Source organism: Streptomyces sp. SP17BM10, from assembly GCF_036322405.1.
Classification (GTDB): Bacteria; Actinomycetota; Actinomycetes; order Streptomycetales; family Streptomycetaceae; genus Kitasatospora.
The window spans coordinates 188,120-213,733 of the sequence record NZ_JAQYXB010000669.1 but is presented as its reverse complement, the minus strand read 5'-3'; the positions used below and the strand labels follow the sequence as shown (position 1 = coordinate 213,733).

The 25,614-nt window shown below is 74.2% G+C and carries 22 protein-coding genes; 14 read left to right on the top strand and 8 right to left on the bottom strand.

Annotation, left to right across the window (positions count from 1 at the left end; genetic code table 11):
- Nucleotides 1–9: 9 nt before the first annotated feature.
- Together PUR71_RS34075 and PUR71_RS34070 are read right to left on the bottom strand one after the other, a co-directional pair.
- Nucleotides 10–450: a hypothetical protein gene (locus PUR71_RS34075; RefSeq protein ID WP_329931083.1), complete on the bottom strand. Its 441-nt coding sequence runs from the start codon at nt 448–450 to the stop codon at nt 10–12.
- A complete protein-coding gene (locus PUR71_RS34070; RefSeq protein ID WP_329931082.1) occupies nt 447–1,025 on the bottom strand; it encodes a hypothetical protein in 579 nt (192 codons plus the stop codon). The genes PUR71_RS34075 and PUR71_RS34070 overlap by 4 nt, the downstream gene beginning before the upstream one ends.
- Nucleotides 1,026–1,160: 135 nt before the next feature.
- Between PUR71_RS34070 and PUR71_RS34065 the strand changes: the two genes are divergently transcribed.
- The 8 genes from PUR71_RS34065 (at nt 1,161) to PUR71_RS34030 (ending at nt 10,037) form a co-directional block, all read left to right on the top strand.
- Nucleotides 1,161–2,387, top strand: coding sequence for a sensor histidine kinase (locus PUR71_RS34065; protein WP_329931081.1), 1,227 nt, complete (start codon nt 1,161–1,163; stop codon nt 2,385–2,387).
- Nucleotides 2,375–3,019 carry a response regulator transcription factor gene (locus tag PUR71_RS34060; protein ID WP_329931080.1) on the top strand — a complete coding sequence of 215 codons (645 nt, stop codon included), beginning with the start codon at nt 2,375–2,377 and terminating at the stop codon, nt 3,017–3,019. Before PUR71_RS34065 ends, PUR71_RS34060 begins: the two co-directional genes overlap by 13 nt.
- A 2-nt stretch (nt 3,020–3,021) precedes the next feature.
- Complete coding sequence (locus tag PUR71_RS34055) at nt 3,022–3,855, top strand: DUF4097 family beta strand repeat-containing protein (RefSeq protein ID WP_329931079.1); 834 nt, start codon at nt 3,022–3,024, stop codon at nt 3,853–3,855.
- A gap of 55 nt (nt 3,856–3,910) precedes the next feature.
- Nucleotides 3,911–5,122 carry a tRNA dihydrouridine synthase DusB gene (gene dusB, locus PUR71_RS34050; protein WP_443077667.1) on the top strand — a complete coding sequence of 404 codons (1,212 nt, stop codon included), beginning with the start codon at nt 3,911–3,913 and terminating at the stop codon, nt 5,120–5,122.
- 564 nt (nt 5,123–5,686) lie between these two features.
- Nucleotides 5,687–8,395 carry a pyruvate, phosphate dikinase gene (gene ppdK, locus PUR71_RS34045; RefSeq protein WP_329931078.1) on the top strand — a complete coding sequence of 903 codons (2,709 nt, stop codon included), beginning with the start codon at nt 5,687–5,689 and terminating at the stop codon, nt 8,393–8,395.
- Nucleotides 8,396–8,636: 241 nt separating this feature from the next.
- Nucleotides 8,637–9,170: a ribonuclease gene (locus tag PUR71_RS34040; protein WP_329931077.1), complete on the top strand. Its 534-nt coding sequence runs from the start codon at nt 8,637–8,639 to the stop codon at nt 9,168–9,170.
- Between the two features lie 67 nt (nt 9,171–9,237).
- A complete protein-coding gene (locus PUR71_RS34035; RefSeq protein ID WP_329931076.1) occupies nt 9,238–9,717 on the top strand; it encodes a hypothetical protein in 480 nt (159 codons plus the stop codon).
- Nucleotides 9,717–10,037 (top strand): winged helix-turn-helix domain-containing protein, encoded by a 321-nt coding sequence (locus tag PUR71_RS34030; RefSeq protein ID WP_329931075.1) that lies wholly within the window; start codon nt 9,717–9,719, stop codon nt 10,035–10,037. Before PUR71_RS34035 ends, PUR71_RS34030 begins: the two co-directional genes overlap by 1 nt.
- Before the next feature lie 8 nt (nt 10,038–10,045).
- Here PUR71_RS34030 and PUR71_RS34025 read toward each other — a convergent pair whose 3' ends face one another.
- Nucleotides 10,046–11,071: a hypothetical protein gene (locus PUR71_RS34025; protein WP_329931074.1), complete on the bottom strand. Its 1,026-nt coding sequence runs from the start codon at nt 11,069–11,071 to the stop codon at nt 10,046–10,048.
- Nucleotides 11,072–11,181: 110 nt separating this feature from the next.
- Here PUR71_RS34025 and PUR71_RS34020 point away from each other — a divergent pair, with 110 nt between their 5' ends.
- Entirely contained in the window at nt 11,182–12,387 is a 1,206-nt protein-coding gene (locus PUR71_RS34020) for an ADP-ribosylglycohydrolase family protein (protein WP_329931073.1), read from the top strand.
- Between the two features lie 59 nt (nt 12,388–12,446).
- Here PUR71_RS34020 and PUR71_RS34015 read toward each other — a convergent pair whose 3' ends face one another.
- The gene (locus PUR71_RS34015) at nt 12,447–13,178 is read right to left on the bottom strand and encodes a GNAT family N-acetyltransferase (RefSeq protein WP_329931072.1); all 732 of its coding nucleotides are present in this window, start codon (nt 13,176–13,178) and stop codon (nt 12,447–12,449) included.
- Between the two features lie 669 nt (nt 13,179–13,847).
- Here PUR71_RS34015 and PUR71_RS34010 point away from each other — a divergent pair.
- From PUR71_RS34010 to PUR71_RS33990, 5 genes are all read left to right on the top strand, one after another.
- On the top strand, nt 13,848–14,792 hold the full coding sequence (locus PUR71_RS34010) for a PAC2 family protein (RefSeq protein WP_329931071.1): 945 nt from the start codon (nt 13,848–13,850) through the stop codon (nt 14,790–14,792).
- Between the two features lie 109 nt (nt 14,793–14,901).
- Nucleotides 14,902–15,906: an SGNH/GDSL hydrolase family protein gene (locus PUR71_RS34005; RefSeq protein WP_329931070.1), complete on the top strand. Its 1,005-nt coding sequence runs from the start codon at nt 14,902–14,904 to the stop codon at nt 15,904–15,906.
- Between the two features lie 165 nt (nt 15,907–16,071).
- Nucleotides 16,072–17,385: a deoxyguanosinetriphosphate triphosphohydrolase gene (locus tag PUR71_RS34000; RefSeq protein WP_329931069.1), complete on the top strand. Its 1,314-nt coding sequence runs from the start codon at nt 16,072–16,074 to the stop codon at nt 17,383–17,385.
- Between the two features lie 58 nt (nt 17,386–17,443).
- A complete protein-coding gene (gene dnaG / locus PUR71_RS33995) occupies nt 17,444–19,345 on the top strand; it encodes a DNA primase (protein ID WP_329931068.1) in 1,902 nt (633 codons plus the stop codon).
- Between the two features lie 159 nt (nt 19,346–19,504).
- Nucleotides 19,505–20,749: an RNA polymerase sigma factor gene (locus PUR71_RS33990; protein ID WP_443077665.1), complete on the top strand. Its 1,245-nt coding sequence runs from the start codon at nt 19,505–19,507 to the stop codon at nt 20,747–20,749.
- Between the two features lie 9 nt (nt 20,750–20,758).
- Here PUR71_RS33990 and PUR71_RS33985 read toward each other — a convergent pair whose 3' ends face one another.
- The 4 genes from PUR71_RS33985 to PUR71_RS33970 all read right to left on the bottom strand — a co-directional run bounded on the left by PUR71_RS33985 (nt 20,759) and on the right by PUR71_RS33970 (nt 25,600).
- Nucleotides 20,759–21,832, bottom strand: a complete 1,074-nt coding sequence (locus tag PUR71_RS33985; RefSeq protein WP_329931067.1) for a helix-turn-helix domain-containing protein — start codon at nt 21,830–21,832, stop codon at nt 20,759–20,761.
- A gap of 426 nt (nt 21,833–22,258) precedes the next feature.
- Nucleotides 22,259–23,662 (bottom strand): glutamate decarboxylase, encoded by a 1,404-nt coding sequence (locus tag PUR71_RS33980; RefSeq protein ID WP_329931066.1) that lies wholly within the window; start codon nt 23,660–23,662, stop codon nt 22,259–22,261.
- A gap of 103 nt (nt 23,663–23,765) precedes the next feature.
- Complete coding sequence (locus PUR71_RS33975; protein ID WP_329931065.1) at nt 23,766–25,199, bottom strand: FGGY family carbohydrate kinase; 1,434 nt, start codon at nt 25,197–25,199, stop codon at nt 23,766–23,768.
- Between the two features lie 107 nt (nt 25,200–25,306).
- A complete protein-coding gene (locus tag PUR71_RS33970; RefSeq protein WP_329931064.1) occupies nt 25,307–25,600 on the bottom strand; it encodes a hypothetical protein in 294 nt (97 codons plus the stop codon).
- Nucleotides 25,601–25,614 lie beyond the last annotated feature (14 nt).

Sequence of the window (25,614 nt, the reverse complement as noted above, 5' to 3'; positions counted from 1 at the left end):
GTCCCCGCCCTACCGCGCCGCGGCGCGCCGCCCGAGCAGCAGGCACACGGCGGCGAGCGGCAGTTCGACGCAGCCGGCCATGACCAGCGCCGCGAGCACCGCGTGGCCGGGGCCGGCGAAGGCGACGTCCACCAGGGCGTCCCCGGCGAGCAGCAGCGCGACCGCCCCGCCGGCCCGGCGGCCGGCGGCGCTGCGTCGGCGCACGGCCGCGTCGAGCGAGAGCAGGGCGGCGAACTCCAGCAGGTCCAGGACGACCCACGGCGTCTCGTGGCAGACCGCGAGCACCGCGAGCCACGGCAGCAGCGCGACGGCGGCGACGGCGGGCAGCCGCTCGAAGCGGCCCGGTCGCACCAGCCGGTCGAGCCGGTCCAGCACTCCGGGGCCGGCGAACGGGGAGAACGGGACGGAGGGGACGGCGGCCGGACGCCCGGCCAGCACCGCGGTGCTCACGCCGCACCCCCGACGGCCGCCCGGACCCGCACTCGCTCCAGCGTCAGCCGCTCGACCCGGGCCGCCACCGCGCCCGCGGCCGCGGTCGTGACGACGACTCCGGTGAACGGCCCCTCGGCCCAGGCGAGCCAGAACCGCCCGGCCACCGCGACGACCTCACCCGCGACGGCGGTCCGCGGCCCGCGCAGCCACCCGCCGCCGGTGAACACCACCGACGGTGCCGTGCCACCGGCCGCCAGCCGCCCCCACGCGAGCACCCGGGACACCCGGCCGCCGACCGCCGCGCGCCGGGCCCCGCGCAGCAGCTGCGGCGCGAGCCGGGCGGCGACCAGGACGTCGGCCAGCTCGCCGTGCTCGTACACCTCCAGCGCGGCCCGGCCGCGGCCGGCGCGCACGCTGCGCACCGACCAGGGCCCGGGCCCGGCGGGCAGCGTCCCCTCCGGCAGGGGCCCGGCCGGCAGCGTCCCGTCCGGCTCCGGCGCGCGGCGGAGGCCGTCCCCGGGAACACCCCCGTGGTCCCCGGGGACGGGCCGCCCGTGCGGCGGAGTGGCGGAGTGCGATGCGGTGCTCGTCATGTCCCCAAGCCTTCCGCCGGGACCACCCCGCTGTCGGTAGTGCCCCGCCCCGAACCCGGGGTGTACCTAGCTACACCCCCGGTCTGCACACCCCTTCATGGCGCCCGGTGATCATGGGCCTCTACGCTGTCGGGCATGCCCTCCACCACGCTGCGCCGAGCGCTCGTCAGGAGCCTGCGGCGGCCTCCGTGGTCGGCGGCGGCCTGGCGCGACACCCGCCTCATAGCCGCCGGGATCCCGCTGGCCGCGCCCGTCTGGCTGGCCGTCACCGAGCCGACGCTGCTGTTCCCGGTCACCGCCCTGGTCGTCGTGCTCGCCCGCCCGCTCACCGTCGCCCAGCGCGGCCGGCTGCGCGCCCTCGCCGGGGTGGACGTGCCGCCCCCGCCCGGCGCGGCCCTCCGGGGCCGCCCGCTGACCTACCTGCGCGCCGGGGTGAACTGGCGTCAGGTCGGCTACCACCTGCTCGTCGGCCCGCTCCTGGCACTCGCCTCGCTGTGCGTCGTCTGGTGCTGGGGCGCAGGCCTGGTGCTGGCCACCCTGTACGGCTGGGTGTGGATGATGCCGGTCGACACCCCGCTGCGCTGGGAACTGGCCGGCACGGACGTGGCGCTCACCGCCGCCGGCGTGCTGCTGCTCGCCGCCTCGCCCTGGCTGGCCGCGCTGGCCGCCCGGCTGGAGGCCGGCGCCGCGCGGAAGCTGCTCGGCCCGAACCGGGCGGAGGCGCTGGAGCGCCGCGTCGAGGAGATCGCCGAGAGCCGGGCCGGCCTGGTCGACGCGGTCGACGCCGAGCGCCGCCGGATCGAGCGCGACCTGCACGACGGCGCCCAGCAGCGCCTCACCTCCCTCGCGATGAACCTCGGCCTGGCCCGGCGCACCCTCAAGGACGTCCCGCCGGACGCGATGGCGGTGATCGTCGCCGCGCACGAGGAGGCCCAGGCGGCCATCGACGAGCTGCGCGACCTGGTCCGCGGCCTGCACCCGGCCGTCCTGGAGGACCGCGGGCTGGACGCGGCCCTGTCCGGCATCGCCGCCCGGGCCCCGCTGCCGGTGCGCCTGGACGTCGACCTGGCCGAGCGCATCGCCCCGACGGTCGAGGCCGTCGCCTACTTCACCGTCTCCGAGGCGCTCACCAACGTGGCCAAGCACGCCCGCGCCAGGAGCGTCGACGTGTCGGTGCGGACGGCCGGGGGCAGGCTGCGCCTGGTCGTCAGCGACGACGGCGTCGGCGGCGCCGACCCCGCGCGCGGCAGCGGGCTCACCGGTCTGCGCCAGCGCGCCGCCTCCGTCGACGGCACGCTGTCCGTTCTCAGCCCCCTCGGGGGGCCCACCACACTCACCGTGGAGTTGCCGTGCGCGCTGTGATCGCCGAGGACTCGGTCCTGCTGAGGGTCGGACTGGTCAAGCTGCTGGAGGCGGTGGGATTCGAGGTCGTGGCCGAGGTCGGCGACGCCGAAGCCCTGCTGGCCGCCGTCGAGGAACACCGGCCCAAGGTCGTGGTCGCCGACGTCCGGATGCCGCCGGGCTTCCACGACGAGGGCGTGAAGGCCGCGATGGTCATCCGCCGGCAGTGGCCGGAGGTGGCCGTCCTGCTGCTCTCCCAGTACGTGGAGGAGCGCTACGCCGCCGACCTGCTGTCCACCAACACCAGCGGCGTCGGCTACCTGCTCAAGCAGCGGGTGGCCAATGTGGACGACTTCCTCGACGCGCTGCAGCGGGTCGCCGAGGGCGGCACCGCGCTGGACCCGGAGGTCGTCGCCCAGCTGTTGGTGCGCCGCCACCGGGACCCCCTCGAGAAGCTGACCCCGCGCGAGCGGGACGTCCTCGCCCTGATGGCGGAGGGCCGCTCGAACGCCGCGATCGCCGCGTCCCTGGTGGTCAGCGACAGTGCGGTGGCCAAGCACATCAACTCGATCTTCACCAAGCTCGACCTCCCCCCGGCCGACGACAGCCACCGCCGGGTGATGGCCGTGCTGCGCTTCCTGGAGGTCGGCTAGCCATGGTGGACGCTACGGGGCGGGTCAGGCCGGCCGGGCCGCGCCGGGGGCCGGGGCAGGCGGCGACGTGGCGGATCATCGGTTCGCTCAGCCTCGCGTTCGTCCTGGTCATGGGCGCCTCGCAGACCCTGGGCCTGGTGGCGCGCCAGCAGACGACCGCGGAGAAGACGTACGACCACGTCGTCGTCCGCAAGCTCCAGCTGGCCACCGGCAGCGCGTCCGTGCGGGTCAGGGCGGGCGAGGACGGCAGGGTGGTGGTCCGCAGGAACCTGAACTACACGTTCCGCGCGCCGCGGTTCTCGACCGTGATCGAGGGCGACGTCCTCTCGGTCGCCGTGTCCTGCCGGCAGCCGCTGCCGTTCCTCGGCTGCGGCGCCGAGATCGAGCTGGACGTGCCGCAGGGCACCGAGGTCTCCGGCTCGGTGGACTCGGGCAGCGTCGACGTGGCGGACCTGAGCGGCGAGGTCCGGCTGGACGCGACCTCCGGGGCGCTGTACCTGCGCCGCCTCTCCGGCGAGGTCCGCGCCCGGACCACCTCGGGCATGGTGGAGGGGACGGAGCTCACCGCGGCCCGGGTGGAGGCGAGCACCACCTCCGGCTCGGTGGAGCTGGACTTCGTCCGGGCCCCGCACGCCGTGGACGTCAGCACCTCCTCCGGCTCGGCGACGATGACGCTGCCGAAGGGCAGCCGGTACGCCTTCAGCGGACAGGTCGGTTCGGGCAGTCGCAGCATCGACCCGGACCTGGCCGACGCGTCCAGTCCGGACAGCCTCCACGCCTCGGTCACGTCGGGCTCGCTGCGGATCGGCTACCGGGGCGACGGATCGAGCGGGTGAACCGGGTGGGGGACAATGGAGAGTCCCGTCCCCCCGCTCCCGAGGTCAGCCGCGCATGACAGCCACGCCCGCACCCACCGCGACCAGCACCAGGGCCCAGCGCCCGGCAGACGGGAGTCTGGAGCCGGGCCCTGAGTTCGCGCCGCTGGACATCGGCCCGATCCAGGTCTGGCCGCCCGTCGTGCTGGCGCCGATGGCCGGCATCACCAACGCCCCGTTCCGCACCCTGTGCCGGGAGCAGAGCGGCGGCAAGGGCCTGTACGTCTCGGAGATGATCACGACGCGGGCGCTGGTGGAGCGCAACGCCAAGACCATGCAGCTGATCAAGTTCGACCCGAGCGAGAAGCCGCGCTCGATCCAGCTGTACGGCGTGGACCCGGTGACCGTCGGCAAGGCCGCCCGGATGATCTCGGACGAGGGCCTGGCCGACCACATCGACCTCAACTTCGGCTGCCCCGTCCCCAAGGTGACCCGCAAGGGCGGCGGCTCGGCGCTGCCGTACAAGCGCAACCTGCTGCGCGAGATCCTGCGCGAGGCCGTCGCCAACGCGGGCGACCTGCCGGTGACCATGAAGATGCGCAAGGGCATCGACGACGACCACCTCACCTACCTGGACGCCGGCCGGATCGGCGCGGAGGAGGGCGTGGCCGCGATCGCCCTGCACGGGCGCACCGCCGCCCAGCACTACGGCGGGACGGCCGACTGGTCGGCGATCGCCCGGCTGCGCGAGTCCGTGCCGGCGCACGTCCCGGTACTGGGCAACGGCGACATCTGGTCGGCGGACGACGCGCTGCGGATGATGCGCGAGACCGGCTGCGACGGCGTCGTGGTCGGCCGCGGCTGCCTGGGCCGTCCGTGGCTGTTCCGCGACCTCGTCTCGATCTTCGAGGGCGACGTCGACTACGCCCGCCCGGACTTCGGCTACGTCGCCGCGGCGATGGTCCGGCACGCGCAGCTGCTCGGCGAGTGGCTGGGCGACGAGGCACGCGGAGTGATCGACTTCCGTAAGCACGTCGCCTGGTACACCAAGGGCTTCTCGGTCGGTTCCGAGCTGCGGGTGCGGCTGGCGAACTCCTCGTCGCTCGTCGAACTGGCCGAAACCCTGGCCCTGGTGGAGCAGTCCCAGCCGTGGCCGGCCGGTGCCGACGGCCCGCGCGGACGGACCGCCGGCAACAACCGCGTGGTCCTGCCCGAGGGCTGGTTGGACGATCCGTACGACTGCGCCCGGCCGGGCGAGGACGCCGAATCGGACACCTCCGGCGGATGATCTGTCCGTGGTGTCGAAATGACCCCTCGGAAGGGGTCGGGCGCCCAGGCCCAGCCCTCTTGTCCAATCTGGACAAGAGGGCTCCCTTTTGGCAATGGATCATGACTCAGCGAGCACGATGCTGGACGGAGTGCGACGATCGTCGGAGTCGGACTACGCCCGGCCGGTGCGAGGCGCTGGTGACGCTTGCCACACGCGGCGGATACTGACACGGAGTCAGTGGACGAAATGGCCAGATCGGTCGCGGATCGCTTCCCGAAGCCGTCCGACCACGGATCGGCCGATCCGGGTGCAGGAAATCAAGCCGGGGCAACGCGGTGGACCACCGCCCGCTACCGTGCGTCCGGATCGTGTGATCTTCACGTTTCCATGCCTTCAAGACTTGAACGTCGCCTAGCGTCAGCCGGACGATTTCGGCAACAGAGGTGAACGCCTTTACGTGCTTTCGATCTAGCGGGTTACCCCTGGGTACCGGCCTCGTACGGCCTATTGGGGGCAGAGAAAGACCTTCGAAATGGGTATGTTCTCCGGCGTCAGGGCAACCGCGTACGAGGAGACCGACCCGTGCCGTCCCAGCAGAAGTTTGTTTACTCCTTCACCGAAGGAAACAAGGACCTCAAGGATCTTCTTGGCGGCAAGGGCGCGAACCTGGCCGAGATGACCAACCTGGGTCTCCCCGTCCCTCCGGGGTTCACCATCACCACCGAGGCCTGCAAGGTCTTCCTGGAGACGGGCAGCGAGCCCACCTCCCTGCACGAGGAGATCAGCGCGCACCTGGTCGCCCTGGAGCAGGAGATGGGCAAGAAGCTCGGCCAGGCGGACAACCCGCTGCTGGTCTCCGTCCGCTCGGGCGCCAAGTTCTCCATGCCCGGCATGATGGACACCGTCCTGAACATCGGCCTGTCCGACGCCTCGGTGGCCGGCCTCGCCGCCCAGTCCGGCAACGAGCGCTTCGCCTGGGACTCCTACCGCCGCCTGGTCCAGATGTTCGGCAAGACCGTGCTGGGCGTCGACGGCGAGCTGTTCGAGGAGGCCCTGGACGAGGCCAAGCACGCCAAGGGCACCGTCAACGACCTGGACCTGGACGCTTCCGACCTCCGGGAACTCGTCGAGGTGTTCAAGGGCATCGTCGAGCGCGAGACCGGCCGGGCCTTCCCGCAGGACCCGCGCGAGCAGATGGACCTCGCCATCCACGCCGTCTTCCACTCCTGGAACGGCGATCGCGCCCGGCTGTACCGCCGTCAGGAGCGCATCCCGAACGACCTCGGCACGGCGGTCAACGTCTGCACCATGGTCTTCGGCAACCTCGGCGAGGACTCCGGCACCGGCGTCGCCTTCACCCGCGACCCCTCCACCGGCGCGCAGGGCGTCTACGGCGACTACCTGTCCAACGCCCAGGGCGAGGACGTCGTCGCCGGCATCCGCAACACCCTCCAGCTCTCCGAGCTGGAGAAGCTCGACAAGAAGTCGTACGACGAGCTCATGGCGATCATGCAGAAGCTCGAGAACCACTACCGCGACCTCTGCGACATCGAGTTCACCATCGAGCGCGGCAAGCTCTGGATGCTGCAGACCCGCGTCGGCAAGCGCACCGCCGCCGCGGCCTTCCGGATCGCCGTCCAGCTCGTCGACCAGGGCCTGATCGACCTGGACGAGGCCCTGATGCGCGTCACCGGCGGCCAGCTGGCCCAGCTGATGTTCCCGCGCTTCGCCCCGACCGCCGAGTCGAAGCAGATCGGCTGGGGCCTCGCCGCCTCGCCGGGCGCCGCGATCGGCAAGGTCGTCTTCGACTCCTACACCGCCGTCAAGTGGTCCCGCTCGGGCGAGAAGGTCATCCTGGTCCGCCGGGAGACCAACCCGGACGACCTGGACGGCATGATCGCCGCCGAGGGCATCCTCACCTCGCGCGGCGGCAAGACCTCGCACGCCGCCGTCGTCGCCCGCGGCATGGGCAAGACCTGTGTCTGCGGCGCCGAGGAGCTGGAGGTCGACACCAAGGGCCGCAAGTTCACCACCGCCGACGGCCTGGTGGTCCACGAGGGCGACGTCGTCTCCATCGACGGCGCCAGCGGCAAGGTCTACCTCGGCGAGGTACCCGTCCTGCCGTCCCCCGTCGTCGAGTACTTCGAGGGCACGCTGCACGCCGGCGCCGACGTCCAGGGCGGGCTCGTCCAGGCCGTCCACCGGATCATGTCGCACGCCGACGGCCGGCGCCGCCTGGCCGTCCGCGCCAACGCCGACAACGCCGAGGACGGCGGGCGCGCCCGCCGCTACGGCGCCCAGGGCATCGGCCTGTGCCGCACCGAGCACATGTTCCTCGGCGAGGAGCGCCGCAAGGAGGTCGAGCACCTGATCCTCGCGGACAACGACAAGGACCGCGAGCTCGCCCTCTCGACCCTCCTGCCGCTGCAGAAGGGCGACTTCCTGGAGCTCTTCCAGGCGATGGACGGCCTTCCGGTCACCGTCCGCCTGCTCGACCCGCCGCTGCACGAGTTCCTGCCGGACATCACCGAGCTGTCGGTGCGCGTCGCCCTCGCCGAGGCCCGCAAGGACCCGAACGAGAACGACCTGCGCCTGCTCCAGGCGGTGCACAAGCTGCACGAGCAGAACCCGATGCTCGGCCTGCGCGGCGTGCGCCTGGGCCTGGTCATCCCCGGCCTGTTCGGCATGCAGGTCCGCGCCATCGCCGAGGCCGCCGCCGAGCGCAGGCTGGCCGGCGGGGACCCGCGCCCCGAGGTGATGATCCCGCTGGTCGGCACCGTCCAGGAGCTGGAGCTGGTCCGCGACGAGTGCGAGCGCGTGCTCGCCGAGGTCGCCCAGTCCACCGGCGTCAGCCTGGACATCAAGCTCGGCACCATGATCGAGCTGCCGCGCGCCGCGGTGACCGCCGGTCAGATCGCCGAGGCGGCGGAGTTCTTCTCCTTCGGCACCAACGACCTGACCCAGACGGTGTGGGGCTTCTCGCGCGACGACGTCGAGGCCTCGTTCTTCACCGCCTACCTGGAGAAGGGCATCTTCGGGGTCTCCCCGTTCGAGACCATCGACCGCGACGGCGTCGGCTCGCTCGTCAAGCACGCCGTCGAGGCCGGCCGGGCCACCCGCCCCGACCTCAAGCTCGGCGTCTGCGGCGAGCACGGCGGCGACCCGGAGTCGGTCCACTTCTTCCACGAGGTGGGGCTGGACTACGTGTCCTGCTCCCCCTTCCGGATCCCGGTGGCGCGCCTGGAGGCAGGCCGCGCCGCCATCGAGACGGCGGGCAGCGACTCGCGCTGAGGCAGGGAGGCATCCCCTCCTCCAGCGCGGTCGACTGACCGCTATCCCTCCCGCCGGGAGGGCGTGCACCGGAGCTCGGCGCAGGAGAACCGGCGTACGTAACACGGCCGGGCGGGGACGGACAACGGCGTCCGTCCCCGCCCGGCCGTACGTCTGCGCGGGGTCCGTGTGGCTTCCGTGTGGCGGCGGCCACATGCGTGACACCCCGGCCCGGTTGCGCGGGCCTGCCAAGCTGGGGCGCATGACCAGAAGCAAAAGCCCGCTCGTAGTCGTGGCCGTCCTGATCCTGGCCGTCCTCGGCGCGGTCGGGTACCTGCTCGCCGGCAAGGGCGGCAGCAGCCACTCCAAGGCCTCCGGCTCCGCCACCACGGGCACCGCGCCCGCTGCGACCTCCGCAGGCTCCCCCGGCGCCAAGTCCCAGGCCCCGAAGCCCTCCCCGCCGGCCGGCCGCACCCCCGCCCCGAGCGGCACCTGGGTGCCCGCCGACCCCGCGCTGGCCGACGTCTGCCGCACCAAGCTCCCCAGCCAGGCCCAGGACACCCTCGGCCTGATCGACAAGGGCGGCCCCTACCCGTACAACCGCGACGGCATCGTCTTCGAGAACCGCGAGAGCCGCCTGCCCAAGAAGGCCGACGGCTACTACCACGAGTTCACCGTCGTCACCCCGGGCTCCAACGACCGCGGCACCCGACGCGTCGTCACCGGCGGCGCCGGCGAGGAGTACTGGTCCCCCGACCACTACGGGACCTTCCAGGAGATCGACCCGCGCTGCTGAAAGTACTTTCCAGTATGGAAAACAGATGCCATAGTGGAATCACCGTCGCCGTCCGAGGGGGATTTCCATGAGCGACTCCGTTTCCGTTCCCGCCGACCTGCCCGCCGCCGAGGCGCTGCGCCTGGCCGACCGCGCCAGGGCGGCCGCCCGGCTGCCCGTGCCGACGCCCCGCTGGTACGGGCCCGCGTTCGGGGCCGGCTTCGCCGTCCTCGGCGCGGGGTGCGGATGGGCCGTCGACACGCAACGGATCTGGCTGATCGGCGTGTTGTGCGGCCTCTGGAGCGCCTGCTCCGCCACCGCCGCCCAGCGCGCCATGCGCGGCAGCGGCATCATGCAGCGCGGAATCGACACCCACATCGGCGGTCCGGTCCTCCTGTCCGTCCTCGCGGTGACGGTGGCCGGGCTGGCCGCCGTCGCGCTCGCCGGCGCGGCCGGTGCGGGCCCGCAGGGGATCGGCGTCGCGGGCGGAACCGCCGCGGGTGCCGTCTTCTGGGCGGCGATGGACCTGCTCAACCGGCGTGCCCGGCAGCTGCGGGAGGCCCGCTGATGCCTCCGGCCCCCGACCCGCTGCTCCAGCACCCCACCCGGCTCGCCGTGCTCGCCTTCCTCAGCGCCTGCCGCGAGGCCGAGTTCGGCGCCGTCCGCGACCACTGCGAGGTCTCCGACTCCGTTCTCAGCAAGGCCGCGACCGCCCTCGAAGAGGCCGGCTACGTGGCGGTGAGGAAGGGGTACGTCGGCAAGCGCCCCCGCACCTGGCTCGCCGCCACCCGCACCGGCCACGCCGCCCTCGCCCACCACCTCGCCGAACTCCGGCGCCTCGTCGCGGCGGCCGAGGCGGCCGGAGCCCGGCACGCTGCCCAGGGCTGACCGCCGCCCTATCGTGCCCGGCGCCAGGTGATCCTGGCGTGCGGACCGTGGGGGCCGGTGGTCAGCAGGGCGGTCAGCTCGTGGAGGACCGGGGTCGGGTCCCGGCGCAGCTGGACCGGGGTGGTGCGGACGACCGGGAGGCCCGCGGTGGTGAGGCGGTTGGCGCGGACCCGGCTGCGGTCCTGGTCGGCCGGGCGCAGGTGCCAGGCGCGGGAGTCGATCTCCAGGGCCACGCAGGCGTGCGGCCAGTAGGCGTCGGGCACGGCGAGGAAGCGGCCGTCCAGGAAGAGCACCGGATTCCACAGCGGCTCCGACAGGCCCGAGCCCCGCAGGAGGTCGCGCGCCTCGCCCTCGACCACCGACCGCGCCCCGGACGTCAGGTCCTCCACCACCTGGGCGACCTGCGGCAGCCCGAGCGAGCCGGGCCGGGCCAGCAAGTGGTCCAGCAGCTCGCCGAGTTCGCAGTGCCGACGCTGGACCGCCTCCGCGCACAGCGCCCGGAAGCGCCGCAGTCCCGGCTCGCGCGGGGCGAGGTCGGCCAACGCCCGTGCGACGGTGGTGCTCCACAGCCCGTCGTCCCGCTCGTACCCGCCCGGCATCGGGCCGGCCGCCCGGTGGATCCGGACGAACCCGCGGTCGCCGACCCGGCGTCGGCCCGGGATCAGCACGTCGACGCCGACGAGGTCGGCCGGGTGCCCGGCGCTCGGCAGGCCGGCGTCGGCGAGCACCGCGAACCCGGTCAGCAGCACCTCCCCGGTCTGTGGCGACCGCCCTTTGGGCGCCGCGTACGCCAGTGCGGCGCGCAGCCGTTGATGCGCGGTCAGCCGGCCCGTCTGCAGGCAGATCACCCGGGGCAGCACCTGCTGCCACGGCCCGCCCGGCCGCAGCCGGTGGGCGATCGTGCCGGACGGCACCCCGAGGCGGCGCAGCTGCGCCCGGGTGACGACGTGCTGCTGGTCGGCGCCGAGCAGGCCGACGGGGTCGAGGGGACCGAGGGCGTTGCCGAGGGGGCCGGGGGGAATCGCGCGGGTCATGCCCAGGTGCTTCCCTGCCCGATCGGATGTATGCGAAACATCCCCCGTGGGAGGGGCGCCGGCAAAAACAGGTTGACGCGCCGTCGGCCCGGCAGCTGAGCTGGGGACACATGACGACTCCTCACCGAGGCCCCGCGTTCGACGCGCTCGTCGGCCTCTCCGTGGCCGACGCCCTCGGCGCCCAGTTCTTCGTCCCCGAGGTCGCCGCCGCGCACCTCACCGCCCGCACCGCCCCGCCCGCGCCCTGGCCGTGGACCGACGACACCGAGATGGCCTGCTCGGTGTACGCCGCCCACACCGAACGCGGCACGATCGACGCCTTCGACCTGACCCACGCCTTCGCCCTGCGCCACGACTTCGACCGCGGCTACGGCCCGGCCGCCAACCGGATGCTGCGGCTGGTCCGCGAGGGCGGCGACGCCGCGGCGCTGGCCGCCGGGCTCTTCGACGGCCGGGGCTCGTACGGCAACGGCGCCGCGATGCGGGTCGCCCCGCTCGGCGCCGCGCTCGCCGACGACCCGGACGCGTGCGTCCGGCTGGCCGCGCGCACGGCGGTGATCACGCACACCCACCCGCAGGCCGTCGACGGGGCCGTCGCCGTCGCGGTGGCCGCCGCGTACGCGGTGCGGGCCCGGCGCGAGCCGCTGACACCGGAGGGCCTGCTGCGGAAGGTCCTGCACCACACCCCGGACGGCGCGGTGCGCGACGGGCTCGCCGAGGCGCTCCACCTGCTCGGGGAGCCGGACTTCCGGTCCGCCGCGGGGGTGCTCGGCAACGGCAGCCGGACGTCCGCCGCCGACACCGTCCCGTACGCGCTGTGGTGCGCCGCCCGACGGCTCGACGACTATCCGGCGGCGGTGTGGGAGGCGATCGCGGCCGGTGGCGACGTGGACACCGTCGCCGCGATCACCGGGGGAGTGGTCGCCGCGCACACCGGCACCGCCGGCGTCCCGGAGGCCTGGCGGTGCGCCCGTGAGCCGCTGCCCGCCTGGGCGTTCCCGGAACCGGGGTCCGTCACGGCCGGCCCCGGCCGGGCCGACCTGCTGGTGCCGCGGCCGCACGCCGTCCCCGACGTGGTGTGGAGCGACGAGCAGTGGCGGCGCGTCCGGGCCGGACTCGACGGCTGGACCGTCCACACCCGGGAGGGCGTGTTGCGGATCCACGAGGCCGTGAGCGGCCACGCCGTGTGGGAGGTGGCGGTCATGCGCGTGCGAGGCGGGTGGCGTCCGGTCTCGGCGGTCGTCGACGCCGGGCGGAGCGGACGCACGGGCCCGCACGCCCTCGCCCGGCTGCTGGAGTCCGCCGCCGGGCGCTGAGCCCCAGGCCGTGAGCCCCAGGCCGTGAGCCCCAGGCCGTGAGCCTCAGGCCGTGAGCCTCAGGCCGTGATCAAGTGGCCCGAGCCGGTGCCGCCGTGTCTAAGGCACTCCTGGTTGATCTTCGGATCCGGGGCGCTCGGCGAGGTGGCGTTGGCGATCCGCAGCTCGATGATGTCCCGGACGGCCGGCCATTCGGCGTCCAGGATCGAGTAGAACGCGGTGGACCTGACCACTCCGTCCAGGCCGCGCGAGTGCGCCCGGCGGACGCCCTCGGAGGTCGCGCCCAGCCGCTCGATCGCCGTGCGCGAGCGCAGGTTGCGGGCGTCGGCGCGCAGCGAGATCCGCTGCACCCCCCAGGTCTCGAAGGCGTGGCGCAGCATCAGCAGCTTGGCCTCGGTGTTGATGCCGGTGCCCTGGGCCCGCGGCGAGAGCCAGGTGTTGCCGATCTCCGCGGCGTCCGGCACGGCGGTGGCCGGGTCGCCGTGCGGCACGCCCGGGACCGGCGGCCACACCAGCGGGCCCTGCCAGTAGTCGAGTTCCAGGAAGCGGGTGGAGCCGACCACCCGGCCGTCGGCTGCGTTCACCGTCGCGAACGGCACCGACCGGCCCGCGGCCTGGTCCGCGAGGGCGCGCGCGATGTAGTCGCGGGCCGCTTCGAGGCCGTGCGGGACGGGGGTGAAGGCGTAGGTCGTACGGTCCTCGGCGCCGGCCTCGGCGATGGCCTCGGCGTGGTGCGCGGCGAGGGGCTCCAGCCGCACGGTGCGGCCGGTGAGGGTGACAGGTACGGGCACGGAACCTTCTGTCCTTCATCGGTCGTAGGGGGCATCTCGCGCCGGGGTGCGGCACGGGCTGCGGTGGACTGGTTCGCCCCGGCCCGGTGTCCGCCCGCCGGGTACCCCGGTGCGCGCGCCGGAGGTCCGGTCGGGCGGGGCGGGGACGGCGGCCCGGAGCGGGCGGCGCGGGGTGCCGGAACGGACACGGGTCCACGGACCGGTCCGGCGGGATGAGCGAGGGGACAGCGTGCGTCCGCGAGATGGCCGAGGAGGAAAGAGGGCGCGTGAGGAAGCGGGCGGCCAGGTGAAGGCAAGATGCGTCGTGGGTTCTGCCGGCACCGGTCCGGGACGTGATCGACGGCGTTACGGACGACGTGATGACGACGCGACGATGCGAGGCAGCGAGAGGACGATACCCGCCAGAAGGCGGTGCGTCACTTCGCGGCGCGCGTTTGGGGGCTCGGGTCGTCCCGGCGCGCTCCCGATCTTGCTGCCGGGACCCCTCGGCGACCCCCTGACCAGCGGCTTTTCGATCGGGTGCGATCATGGTGCGCAGCAGTCGGCCGCGGCCCGCGGCGACGTCGTCCGGCGGGCGGGAATTCCGGCGGGGCGCCGCACGCTGGAGACGACGAGAAGGGCGAACAGCCGGGTCCGCCGGGACGAGCAGAGAACGGGGTTGGGTGCGCGGTGCGTGATTTCCAGGCGCTGTACGAGCTGGATCAGCAGGGCGTGGCAGCGGTGGCCGCGGCCACCGCCGAGCTGAGCGACACCGGCGCGGGCCTCGTGCTGCTGCACCACTTCGAGGGCTTCATGGACGCCGGCGAGGCCGGCGGGCAGGTGGTGGACCACCTGCTGGAGACGGGGTCGCCGCAGGTCGTCGCCCGTTTCGACCACGACCGCCTGGTGGACTACCGGGCGCGCCGCCCGTCGATGGTCTTCGACCGCGACCACTGGACGTCGTACGACCCGCCGCAGATCCTGCTCCAGCTCGTGCGCGACGCGGCCGGCGCGCCCTTCCTGCTGCTCAGCGGCCCCGAGCCGGACGTCGAGTGGGAGCGCTTCGCGGGCGCCGTCCGCGAGCTGGTGGAGCGCTTCGAGGTCCGGCTGAGCCTGGACTTCCACGGCATCCCGATGGGCGTGCCGCACACCCGCCCGGTCGGCGTGACGCCGCACGGCAACCGGCTCGACCTCGTCGCCGACTACCCGCAGTGGTTCGAGCAGGCGCAGGTCCCCGGCAGCGCGCAGGCGCTGCTGGAGTACCGGCTCGCCGAGTCGGGGCACGACGTCCTGGGCTTCGCCGTGCACGTGCCGCACTACGTGGCGCGCTCGGCCTACCCGGCGGCGGCCGTGCTGATCCTGGAGGCCGTGCAGTCGGCCACCGGCCTGGTGCTCCCGGGCACCGGGCTGCGCCGTCGGGTCGACGAGGTCCACGCCGACATCGAGGAGCAGCTGTCCCAGGGGGACGGCGAGTTGCGCTCCGCGATCCGCGGCATGGAGGGCCAGTACGACGCCGTGGCGGGCGCGGACGCCCGGGAGAGCCTGCTGGCGGAGCCGGTCGACCTGCCCTCGGCGGACGAGCTGGGCCGCCGCTTCGAGCAGTTCCTGGCCGAGCACGAGCGCGGCGCGGAGTAGCGGGCCGGGGCGGGAGTCATCCGGCGCCCGCCGTTCGTTGGCCCCTGCGGCGCCCGGGGGACGGGCCGCCGCAGCGAGACGACGCCTTCCCCGGGGGATTGCCATGCCGATGACCACACGCCCGGCCGCCGCCGTGACGGCCGTCGGCCTGGCCGCGGTGCTGCTCGCGGCCTGCAGCTCCGGGAGCGACGCGGACGGCGCGTCCGGGAAGGACTCCGCGGGCGCGCTGCCCGCCCACGCCCCGGCGTCGCCCACGGCCACGCCGACGCCCGCCCCGACGCCGACTCCGCTGCCGGCCGGGCCCTACGTGGCGCTCGGCGACTCCTACACCGCCGGCATCAAGATCGCCCCGCAGGTGGGCGACCCGAAGGGCTGCGACCGCTCCGGCCTCAACTACCCCTCCCTGGTGGCGAAGGCGCTCGGGCTGGCACCCGGCCAGTTCAAGGACGTCAGCTGCAGCGGCGCCCGCACCGGCGACCTCACCGGCTCCCAGCAGACCGACGGCGGCGCCAACCCGCCCCAGCTGGACGCGCTCACCCCGGCCACCCGGCTGGTCACGGTCGGGATCGGCGGCAACGACGCGGGCTTCATGGAGGTCGTCACCCAGTGCGCCAAGGACAACCTGGTGGACGCGGTCAAGGGCCTCGTCGGCAGCGGGCGGGCCACCTCGCCCTGCCGCGACCGCTACGCGGCCGGCGGCACCGACGAGGTGCAGCGCAAGGTGGACGCGGCCGGTGACGGGCTCGGCCGGGCCCTGAAGGAGATCCGGCGCCGCGCCCCGCAGGCCCGGGTGTACGTGGTCGGCTACCCGGCCCTGCTCCCGGCCGACCCGGCGAACTGCGGGCCGGTGCTCGGCAGCACCCTGGCCCCCGCCGACCTCGGGTTCCTGGTCGAGAAGGAGCAGCAGCTCAACGGCATGCTCCGCAAGCGTGCGGAGAGCGCGGGAGCGGTCTTCGTGGACGCCGCCACCCCCTCCGCGGGGCACGACATGTGCGCCGGAGGGGACCGCTGGGTCGAGCCGCCGTTCCCGGCTCCCGGCCTCGCGGCGATCCACCCGAACGCCAAGGGCGAGGAGGCGGTGGCCGCCGCGGTCCTCAAGGCCGTCACGAGCTGAACGGGCCGCCGGGCCGCACGGGCTCAAGGGGCCGCACGGGCTCAAAGGCTCACAGGGCCGAACGGCGGGGCACGGCGCGTACGCAAAGGATTCACGCCGCGGTCCACGCCCCTTCGCGCGCGGCACATCCCGCGTGTCGGAGGCGCGGCGTACGGTGATTCCCATATGGACGACACTGCGCACCGCCCCGCCGCCGCCCCCGACCCGTACGACCACGCCGCGGAGGCCCGCTGGGTCCCCGAACCCGACAAGCGTCCCGGTCGCACGGCCTTCCAGCGCGACCGCGCCCGGGTGCTGCACTCGGCCGCGCTGCGCCGCCTGGCCGGCACGACGCAGGTGGTCGCCCCGATGCGCAGCGACTTCCCCCGCACCCGGCTCACCCACTCCCTCGAATGCGCCCAGGTCGGCCGGGAGTTGGGCGCGGCCCTGGGGTGTGACCCGGATCTCGTCGAGACGGCCTGCCTGGCCCACGACATCGGCCACCCGCCGTTCGGCCACACCGGTGAGGAGGCCCTCGACCAGGCCGCCGAGGCCTGCGGCGGCTTCGAGGGCAACGCTCAGTCCCTGCGCATCCTCACCCGCCTCGAACCCAAGCGTTTCGCCCCGCAGGACGCGCCGCCCGCCGCCCGTCTCGCTCCCTGGCCGGGTCGCAGCGTCGGCCTCAACCTGACCCGCGCCGCCCTCGACGCCGCCACCAAGTACCCGTGGACGCACGGCGCCCACCCGCTCGACCCGGCCTCGCCCAAGTACGGCGTCTACGCCGACGACCTGCCGGTCTTCCGCTGGCTGAGGGCGGGCTCGCCGGCCGGGCGCAAGTGCTTCGAGGCCACCGTCATGGACTGGTCCGACGACGTCGCCTACTCCACCCACGACGTCGAGGACGGCCTCCAGGCCGGCCACATCGACCCGGCTGCGCTGCGCGCCCCCGGTGAGCGCGAGGAGCTCTTCAAGGTCGCCGAGCGCTACGCCCGCGACGCCGAGCCCGAGGAGCTCGCCTCCGCCCTCGACCGGCTGCTCGCCCAGGAGTGGTGGCCGCGCTCCTACGACGGCACCGCGCGCGCCCGGGCCGGCCTCAAGGACCTCACCAGCCAGCTGATCGGCCGCTTCTGCCTGGCCGCGGAGCAGGCCACCCGGGCCCGCTACGGCCCCGGCCGGCTCACCCGGTACGCGGCCGAGCTGGTGGTGCCGCGGGACGTCCGGCTGGAGTGCGCGGTGCTCAAGGCGGTCGCCGTCCGCTACGTGATGCAGCGCGACGAGCAGGCCCAGCTGCGGGCCCGCCAGCGGATCGTGATCGCCGAGCTGGCCTACGTGCTCACCGAGCGGGCCCCCGAGGGCCTCGACCCGGTCTTCGCCGCCCAGTACCACGAGGCCGAGGACGACCGGGCGGCCCTGCGGACGGTCATCGACCAGATCGCCACCCTCACCGACGCCTCGGCCCTGGCCCTCCACGCCAAACTCGTCGGCGCCGCCTGGACGTAGCCGGAGCGGCGGGGGCCGCCCCGGCCGGAAACCCCGGCCGCCCCAGTAGACTTCCGGGGTGGCCGGGCGGATCAGGGACGAAGACGTGCAGGCGGTGCGCAGCGCACTGCCGATCGACGCGGTGGTCGGCGACTACGTACAGCTGACCAACGGTGGCGGTGGCGAGTACAAGGGCGTCTGCCCCTTCCACGACGAGAAGTCCGCCTCGTTCTACGTGAACCCCGCCAAGGGCGTCTTCCACTGCTTCGGCTGCCAGGAGAACGGCGACACCATCGCCTTCCTGATGAAGATCGAGCACTTCACCTTCGCCGAGGCCGTCGAGCGGATGGCCGCCCAGGCCGGCATCACCCTGCGCTACGAGGAGGGCGGCTACAGCCCCCGCCACCAGCAGGGCGAGCGCACCCGTCTGGTCGAGGCGCACAAGGTGGCCGCCGCCTTCTACCGGGAGCAGCTGGCCTCGCCGGAGGCGGAGATCGGCCGCCGCTTCCTGGCCGAGCGCGGCTTCGACGAGGAGTCCGCGAAGACCTTCGGCGTCGGTTACGCCCCGGCCGGGTGGGAGCACCTGGTCCGCTACCTGCGCGGCAAGGGCTTCTCGGACAAGGAGATCCTGCTCGGCGGTCTGGCCTCGCAGGGGCAGCGCGGCGGCCTGATCGACCGTTTCCGGGGCCGGCTGGTCTGGCCGATCCGGGACATCGCGGGCGAGGTGGTGGGCTTCGGCGCCCGGCGGCTGCGCGAGGACGACAACGGCCCGAAGTACCTGAACACCCCCGAGACCCCGATCTACAAGAAGTCCCACGTGCTGTACGGCATCGACCTGGCGAAGAAGGAGATCGCCAAGTCCGGCCGGGCGGTGGTGGTCGAGGGCTACACCGACGTGATGGCCTGCCACCTCGCGGGCGTCACCACGGCGGTGGCCACCTGCGGCACGGCCTTCGCCGAGGACCACATCAAGATCATCCGCCGGCTGCTGATGGACACCTCCCAGTACCGCGGCGAGACGGTCTTCACCTTCGACGGTGACGCGGCCGGCCAGAAGGCCGCGCTGCGCGCCTTCGAGGACGACCAGAAGTTCGCCGCCAAGACCTCCATCGCGGTCAGTCCCGGCGGCATGGACCCGTGCGAGCTGCGCCTGGCCAAGGGCGACGAGGCGGTCCGCGAGCTGATCGACAACCCGGTCCCGCTGTTCGAGTTCGCGCTGACCTCGGCGGTGGCCCGGCACCGGGTGGACACCCCGGAGGGTCGCTCGGCGGCCCTGGAGGAGGCGGCCCCGATCGTCGCCAAGATCAAGGACCGCTCGATCCAGCACGAGTACGCCGTCCGCCTGGCCGGCATGCTCGGCATCCTGGACGAGCCCTTCGTCGTCCGCCGGGTCTCCCAGCTCGCCCGCTGGGACCGCGAGCGCCAGCAGAACCCGCGCGGCGCCGCCCAGCGCCGCCCGGAGCCCGAGCCGGTCCGCCCGTCCCGGCCCGCCTTCGTGCTGAACCCGCGTGACCCGGCCCAGTTCGTGGAGCGCGAGCTGCTCAAGCTGGCGCTCCAGCACCCGGACCTGGTCAGCCCGGCCTTCGACCACTACGGCGACGACGAGTTCCCGACCCCGCCCTACACGGCCGTTCGGCAGGCGATCGCCAAGGCCGGCGGCGCCGCGTACGGGGCGACCCTGCCGGACTTCACGAGCGCGGTGCGCGAGGCGGCCCCGGACGACCGGGTGCGCTCGCTGGTGACCGAGCTGACCGTGGAGCCGGTGCGCTCGCGCCGCAAGGCGGACGCCGTCTACGCGGGGGAGTTCCTGGTCAAGCTGCGCCTGCTGGCCGTCGACCGGCGGATCGCCGAGGTCCGCGGCTACCTCCAGCGGCTCGGCCCGCGGGCCGACGCAGAGCAGCAGCACGCGGTGCAGACGGAGCTGTGGCAGCTCCAGCAGTACGGGCAGCAGCTGCGCAGCCGGGGCGCCGCGGCGCTCTGACGCGGGCACGGACACCGGCGCGGGCGGTGCGCGGAGCGCGGGGTGCGCCCAGAAAGTCGGCGCACGAGTCTCGGCCACGCAGTGTGGCGTACCGCACACTGGAGGGCGTCCCAGCACCGTACAGCGCGGGTCCGCCAGAGTCGCGCGCGCCCCGAGGGGATGCCCGTGGACCAAGGCCTTGCCGCGACGTCCAGTCCGACCGACAGACCGCATGCCCCCGCCCCGCCCGCCGGCCCGGTGCCGGGCCCCGGCGACGAGGCGGACCACGGCCGGGCCGGCGCCCCGCCCCCGGGCGGCGCCCGCGTGCCCGCCCAGGGCTTGCCGGAGGGCCACCCCGAAGCCCGGGAAGCCCCGGACGCCCCGGAGACCCCTGATGCCTCGGTGCCCAGCGCCGAGTACGCGGCCGAGGACGGGGCCGAAGCGGAGACCGAGCCGGAGGCGGAGGCCGGTGCCGACGAGGAGCCCCGGGCCCGGAGCCGTCCCGAGGCCGAGGGCTCGGCCGCGGACCTGCTCCGCCAGTACCTCCGCGAGATCGGCCGCATCCGCCTGCTCGACGCCGCCGAGGAGGTGGAGCTGGCCCGCCGGATCGAGGCCGGTCTGTTCGCCGAGGAGCGCCTCCACCGCCAACCCCCGCCGCCCGACCCGCTGGCCGACGAGCTGGACGCCCTCGTCGTGCTGGGCCGGATCGCCAAGCGCCGCCTGATCGAGGCGAACCTGCGCCTCGTCGTGTCCGTCGCCAAGCGCTACGTCGGCCGCGGGCTGACCCTGCTGGATCTGGTCCAGGAGGGCAACGTCGGCCTGATCCGGGCGGTGGAGAAGTTCGACTACGCGCGCGGCTACAAGTTCTCCACCTACGCCACCTGGTGGATCCGGCAGGCGATGAGCCGGGCCCTGGCCGACCAGGCCCGGACGATCCGGGTGCCGGTGCACGTGGTCGAGCTGATCAACCGGGTGGTCCGGGTGCAGCGGGCGCTGCTCCAGGAGCGCGGCGTCGAGCCGGGCGCGGCCGACGTCGCGACGGCGCTCGAACTGACGGAGGAGCGGGTGCGCGAGCTGCTCCGGCTGGCGCAGGAGCCGATCTCGCTGCACACCCCCGTGGGGGAGGAGGACGACGTCGCGCTCGGGGACCTGATCGAGGACGCCGACGCCGCCTCGCCCGCCGAGTCCGTGACCTTCCTCCTGCTGCGCCAGCACCTGGACGCGGTGCTGGCCACCCTCGGCGAGCGCGAGCGCCAGGTCGTCCAGCTCCGCTACGGGCTGGACGACGGACGCCCGCGCACGCTGGAGGAGATCGGGTCGGTGTTCGGGGTGACGCGCGAGCGGATCCGCCAGATCGAGTCGAAGACGCTGGTCAAGCTCCGCGAGCACGCCTTCGCCGCGCAGCTGCGCGGGTACCTCGACTGAGCGTCACCGCTACGACGCGGCCGTGGGAGCGGCGGACGGGCTCGCGGTGGCGCCGGCCGTGGGACTCGCCGTGCCCCCGATCCCCGGGGGCGGCGAGGCGGGCCCGATCGGGATCGGCGTGGACGCCACCACGCCGGCCAGGTCGGTGATCGGCGTGATGCACAGGTTGCCCTCGGGCTGGTGCCCGCAGACCTGGAAGGTGGCGGCCGGGTCCGCTGCGCTCAGCATGGCCGAGTAGTTGTCGTAGCCCCAGTGGATCAGCGCCTGCTCGCTCTCGCCGGTGCTGCTGGTGATCGTCGCGAAGTCGTTCGGCTGGCCCTCGGTGATCGCCGCCCAGGCGGCCTGGCACCGCTGGCTGTAGCGGAGGTAGATGACGACCTTGCCGATGACGTCGGTCTGCAGCGTGCGGGCGTCCTTGCCGCAGCCGGTGGCCTTGGGGTCCTTGTGCGCGCAGCCCATCGCCTGGCAGGTGGGCTCCGACGAGACGGGCTTGGCGGAGACCGGCACGGTCGCGGGGGCGGAGACGGTGGCGGGATCGGCGACGGGCGCGGACGGTCCGTCGTGCCGGGCGGCCCGCAGGCCCACCAGCACCAGCACGGCGGCGGCCACGGCCGCGCAGGCCAGCAGCGGGGCGCGGCGCCGCCACCAGGTGGTGGCGGGCTCGGGCTCCCCGGCCGGCAGGACCTCGGCCGGTCCGGCGGCGTCCTGCCCGTCCGCGGGCGCCGCGGCGCCCGCCAGGACGTCGACCGCGGGGGCGGCGGTGGCCTCCGCGGGCGTTTCCTCCGCGGGCGTGTCCTGCGCACCGGCTTCCGCGTCCGCCGGCCAGGCCACGGCCTGCTGCCAGAGCGCCCGCAGCGCGGGTCCGTCGCACTCGACGGCCCCGATCAGCGCGTCCAGGGCCTGCTCGGTGATGATCCGCTTGCCGTTCAGCCAACGCTCCCAGGAAGCCCGGCTGTAGTGGGTCCGGGTGGCCAGCTCGGACAGCGACAGACCGGCGGCGTCCTTGAGCGTGCGCAGTTCCTCGGCAAGGCTACGAGCGGGCCCGGTCAGCTCCTCGGGCAGTTGCTTCCAGGCGGAACCCATGCGGCCCTTCCATGCATTCGAGACGGTGGATCGGGGGATCGATCGGGGGAGCTCCGGGGTGAGAGGGGCTCCGATCCCGGGCCGTTCGGGTGTCTCCGCTTCTCCAACCTCACCCTTCGGCCGTCCCAAACCCCAGGTCCTGGCGCTGAGACGGTCCGAAGTGTCTCACAACCCCCGGAGACGCTCGAACAATCGTGTCCCCGTCGTGCACAGTTCTCTAGCCGGTGCGGTTCGCCCACCGGACGCTTCGTTCGGACGCGGACCGTTCAGCGGTCGGCCGTCCGGCGCCCGGGTCCCGGTACCCCCACCGTCCGGGGCAGCCTCGCGGGGGGAGGCTGCCCCGGATGTACCGGGACGCACGACGGGGAGGGCGCTCCGGCGCCCTCCCCGTCGTGGCCGTTCACCGGGAGGTCCGGCGGGGACGGTTCAGTGGTGGAACCCCGTCCGGGCCGGCACCCCGAGCTCCTTCAACGGGACGGGTTGGCGCTTCAGCTCCGGCAGCAGCCGGTCGAGGTCGGCCAGCAGCAGGTCGGCGAGGTCCCGGGAGAAGCCGTTGCGGCACACGATCCGCAGCACCGACAGGTCCTCCCGGTTGGCCGGGAACGTGTACGCGGGCACCTGCCAGCCGCGTTCGCGCAGCCGCCGGGACACGTCGAACACGTCGAAGGGGACGCCGTCGTCCGTGGCGACGGCGAACACCGGCAGCTGGTCGCCCCGGGTGAGCAGCCGGAAGCCGTCGAGCTCGCCGATCCTCTCGGACAGGTAGGTCGCGACCTCCCGGCACGCGCCCTGGACGGCCCGGAAGCCGTCCCGGCCGAGCCGCAGGAAGGTGTAGTACTGCGCGACGACCTGGGCGCCGGGCCGGGAGAAGTTGAGCGCGAACGTGGGCATCTCGCCGCCGAGGTAGTTGACCCGGAAGACCAGCTCCTCCGGCAGCGCCTCCTTGTCGCGCCACAGCGCCCAGCCGACGCCGGGGTAGACCAGCCCGTACTTGTGGCCGGAGGTGTTGATCGAGGCGACCCTGGGCAGCCGGAAGTCCCACTCCAGGTCGGGGTCGAGGAAGGGCGCCACCATGGCGCCGGAGGCGCCGTCCACGTGCACCGGGACGTCGAGGCCGGTGCGCCGCTGGAGCTCGTCCAGGGCGGCGCAGATCTCGGCGATCGGCTCGTAGGAGCCGTCGAAGGTGGAGCCGAGGACGCCGACGACGCCGATGGTGTCCTCGTCGCACAGCGAGACGGCCTGCGGGGCGTCCAGGTGGAAGCGGTCGCCCTCCATCGGGGCGGTGCGGGCCTCGACCTCCCAGAAGGTGCAGAACTTCTCCCAGCACACCTGGACGTTGACGCCCATCACCAGGTTCGGCCTGGCCCCGGCCGCGTAGCGCTCGGGGTTGCGGCGCATCCAGCGGCGCTTGAGTGCGAGGCCGGCCAGCATGCAGGCCTCGCTGGAGCCGGTGGTCGAGCAGCCGACGGCGCCGTCCGGGTCGGGGGCGTGCCACAGGTCGGCGAGGATCGCCACGCAGCGCCGCTCCAGTTCGGCGGTCTGCGGGTACTCGTCCTTGTCGATCATGTTCTTGTCCACGCACTCGGTCATCAGCCGGGTGGCCTGCACCTCCATCGAGGTGGTGACGAAGGTGGCCAGGTTGAGCCTGGCGTTGCCGTCCAGCATCAGCTCGTCGTGGATCAGCTGGTAGGCGGTGTCGGCCGGGACGGGGCCGTCGCCGAGGCGGTGCAGCGGCGGCGCCAGTTCCATCGCGCCGAGCGGGTCGGCGGTGGCCACGAACGGACTGATGTTCAGCCGGCGGTCGTCGCCGGCCCCCTTGTGCAGCGCCATGGGTGCCTGTCGCCCTTCGGTCGGGTGGCCGTGTCCCGTTCCACGCTGCCACCCGGGACGGGCTGACGCACCTTCACCGGGCGGATCCGCGGGGCCGAACGGCTCAGGCGGCCGTCTCCGGGTGGATCCGCTCGCGGGCGGCCCGGTACTGGCGCAGCACCGCGGATCCGATCGCGAGGTCCTGGTCGCCCTCGGGCTCGACGGTCTCGGCCTCCGCCGGCTCCCACTGCGGCGGCTCGGCCGTGCCGGCCAGCGCCCAGGCGGCCTGCCGGGCGGCCCCGCGGGCGGCGTGGGCGCCCGGCGGGGGGATCACGACGGGGACGCCGAAGACCAGCGGGGCCACGTGCCGGACGGCCGGCAGCCGCCCGGCGGCGCCCAGCAGGAACACCCGCTTGATTCCCACGCCCTGGCCGCGCAGGACGTCCAGGGCGTCCGCGATGTTGCAGAGCATGCCCTCGACGGCGGCGCGGGCCAGGTGCTGCGGGGCCATCGACTCGGCCCGCAGGCCGGTCAGGGTGCCGGCCGCGTGCGGCAGGGCGGGCGTCCGCTCGCCGTCCAGGTAGGGCAGCAGGACGAGGCCGTACGCTCCGGGGGAGGAGTGCAGGGCGAGGTCGCTCAGGCCCTCGAGGTCCTGGCCGAGCACAGCGGCGGTGGAGCGGAGCACCTGGGCGGCGTTCAGGGTGGCGACCATCGGCAGGTGGTGGCCGGTGGCGTCGGCGAAGGAGGAGACCAGCCCGGTGGGGTCCACGACGGCCCGGTCGTGCACCGCGAAGATCGTTCCGGAGCTGCCCAGCGACACCACCGCGTCGCCGGGGCGAAGGCCGAGGCCGAGCGCGGCGGCCATGTTGTCGCCGGTGCCGGCCGAGATCAGCAGGCCCTCGGGGGTGTGCCCGGCGGGCTCGGCGGGGCCGAGGACCTCGGGCAGCTTCAGCTCGTGGCCGAGCGCGAGCTCCACCAGGTCCTGCCGGTACTCGCCGGTGATCGGGGACCAGTAGCCCGTGCCGGAGGCGTCTCCCCGGTCGGTGGTGCGGCGCTTGGGGTTGCCGAGCAGCTGTGCCACCAGCCAGTCGTGCGGCAGCAGCACCTCGGCCACCCGGCGGGCGTTGGCGGGCTCGAACTCGGCCAGCCAGCGCAGCTTGGCGATCGTGTACGTCGGGCCGGGGACGGCGCCGATCGCGGCCGTCCAGGCGGCTGGGCCGCCGAGGGCGTCGAGCAGTTTGGCGGCGGCCCCGCTGGCTCGCGGGTCGTGCCACAGGATCGCGGGCCGCACCAGCACGCCGCCCGCGTCGAGGCCGATCATGCCGTGCTGCTGCGCGCTGACGCCGATCGCCCGGACGCCCTCCAGCAGGCCGCCGGCGGCCGCGTCGCCGAGGGAGTGCAGCCAGACCTGCGGGTCGGCCTCGCCGGCCCGGGTCTCGGTGCCCTCGGGCACGGGGTGGGGCGCCGTCCCGGAGCGCAGCACGGCACCGGTCTCGGCGTCGCACGCGACGATCCGGGTGCGACTGGTCGAGCTGTCTATCCCCGCGACGATGGCCATGTCGAGATCATGCCTCAGCCCGGCCCGGGACGCGTCCGGACCGGGGAGGCCTTTGCCCGTTCGGTACCTGTCGACGAGGCCCCGGACACCCGGGCTTCACCGGGGTGTCACGGCCGGAAGGTACCCCAGCCGTCGTCCTGCGGGCGGGACCGGTTGAAGTACGGCACCCGGTCGGTCACGGCGGCCGGCAGGTGGTCGCCGACCCGGTCCGCGACCGCGCCGGCGGCCTTCCCGGCCACCGCGCCGGCCTGCTGCCTGGCCCGGTCCGTCGCGTCCTGGACCTTGGGGCTCTGGGCGATCTGCCGGGTGACCTTGGCGATCTGGTCGTAGCGCTGGCGCCCGGCCCGGGAGCCAAGGACGTAGCCGGCCGCGAGTCCGACGGCCAACGACAGCTTCCACATGATCGGATTCCACC

What these genes read in the sequence shown, in the direction of transcription:
- PUR71_RS34070 (WP_329931082.1), bottom strand. Translation starts at nt 1,025, where the DNA reads ATGACGAGCACCGCATCGCACTCCGCCACTCCGCCGCACGGGCGGCCC.
- PUR71_RS34065 (WP_329931081.1), top strand. Translation starts at nt 1,161, where the DNA reads ATGCCCTCCACCACGCTGCGCCGAGCGCTCGTCAGGAGCCTGCGGCGG.
- PUR71_RS34055 (WP_329931079.1), top strand. Translation starts at nt 3,022, where the DNA reads ATGGTGGACGCTACGGGGCGGGTCAGGCCGGCCGGGCCGCGCCGGGGG.
- dusB (WP_443077667.1), top strand. Translation starts at nt 3,911, where the DNA reads ATGACAGCCACGCCCGCACCCACCGCGACCAGCACCAGGGCCCAGCGC.
- PUR71_RS34040 (WP_329931077.1), top strand. Translation starts at nt 8,637, where the DNA reads ATGACCAGAAGCAAAAGCCCGCTCGTAGTCGTGGCCGTCCTGATCCTG.
- PUR71_RS34035 (WP_329931076.1), top strand. Translation starts at nt 9,238, where the DNA reads ATGAGCGACTCCGTTTCCGTTCCCGCCGACCTGCCCGCCGCCGAGGCG.
- PUR71_RS34030 (WP_329931075.1), top strand. Translation starts at nt 9,717, where the DNA reads ATGCCTCCGGCCCCCGACCCGCTGCTCCAGCACCCCACCCGGCTCGCC.
- PUR71_RS34025 (WP_329931074.1), bottom strand. Translation starts at nt 11,071, where the DNA reads ATGACCCGCGCGATTCCCCCCGGCCCCCTCGGCAACGCCCTCGGTCCC.
- PUR71_RS34020 (WP_329931073.1), top strand. Translation starts at nt 11,182, where the DNA reads ATGACGACTCCTCACCGAGGCCCCGCGTTCGACGCGCTCGTCGGCCTC.
- PUR71_RS34005 (WP_329931070.1), top strand. Translation starts at nt 14,902, where the DNA reads ATGACCACACGCCCGGCCGCCGCCGTGACGGCCGTCGGCCTGGCCGCG.
- PUR71_RS34000 (WP_329931069.1), top strand. Translation starts at nt 16,072, where the DNA reads ATGGACGACACTGCGCACCGCCCCGCCGCCGCCCCCGACCCGTACGAC.
- PUR71_RS33990 (WP_443077665.1), top strand. Translation starts at nt 19,505, where the DNA reads ATGCCCGTGGACCAAGGCCTTGCCGCGACGTCCAGTCCGACCGACAGA.
- PUR71_RS33985 (WP_329931067.1), bottom strand. Translation starts at nt 21,832, where the DNA reads ATGGGTTCCGCCTGGAAGCAACTGCCCGAGGAGCTGACCGGGCCCGCT.
- PUR71_RS33980 (WP_329931066.1), bottom strand. Translation starts at nt 23,662, where the DNA reads ATGGCGCTGCACAAGGGGGCCGGCGACGACCGCCGGCTGAACATCAGT.
- PUR71_RS33975 (WP_329931065.1), bottom strand. Translation starts at nt 25,199, where the DNA reads ATGGCCATCGTCGCGGGGATAGACAGCTCGACCAGTCGCACCCGGATC.
- PUR71_RS33970 (WP_329931064.1), bottom strand. Translation starts at nt 25,600, where the DNA reads ATGTGGAAGCTGTCGTTGGCCGTCGGACTCGCGGCCGGCTACGTCCTT.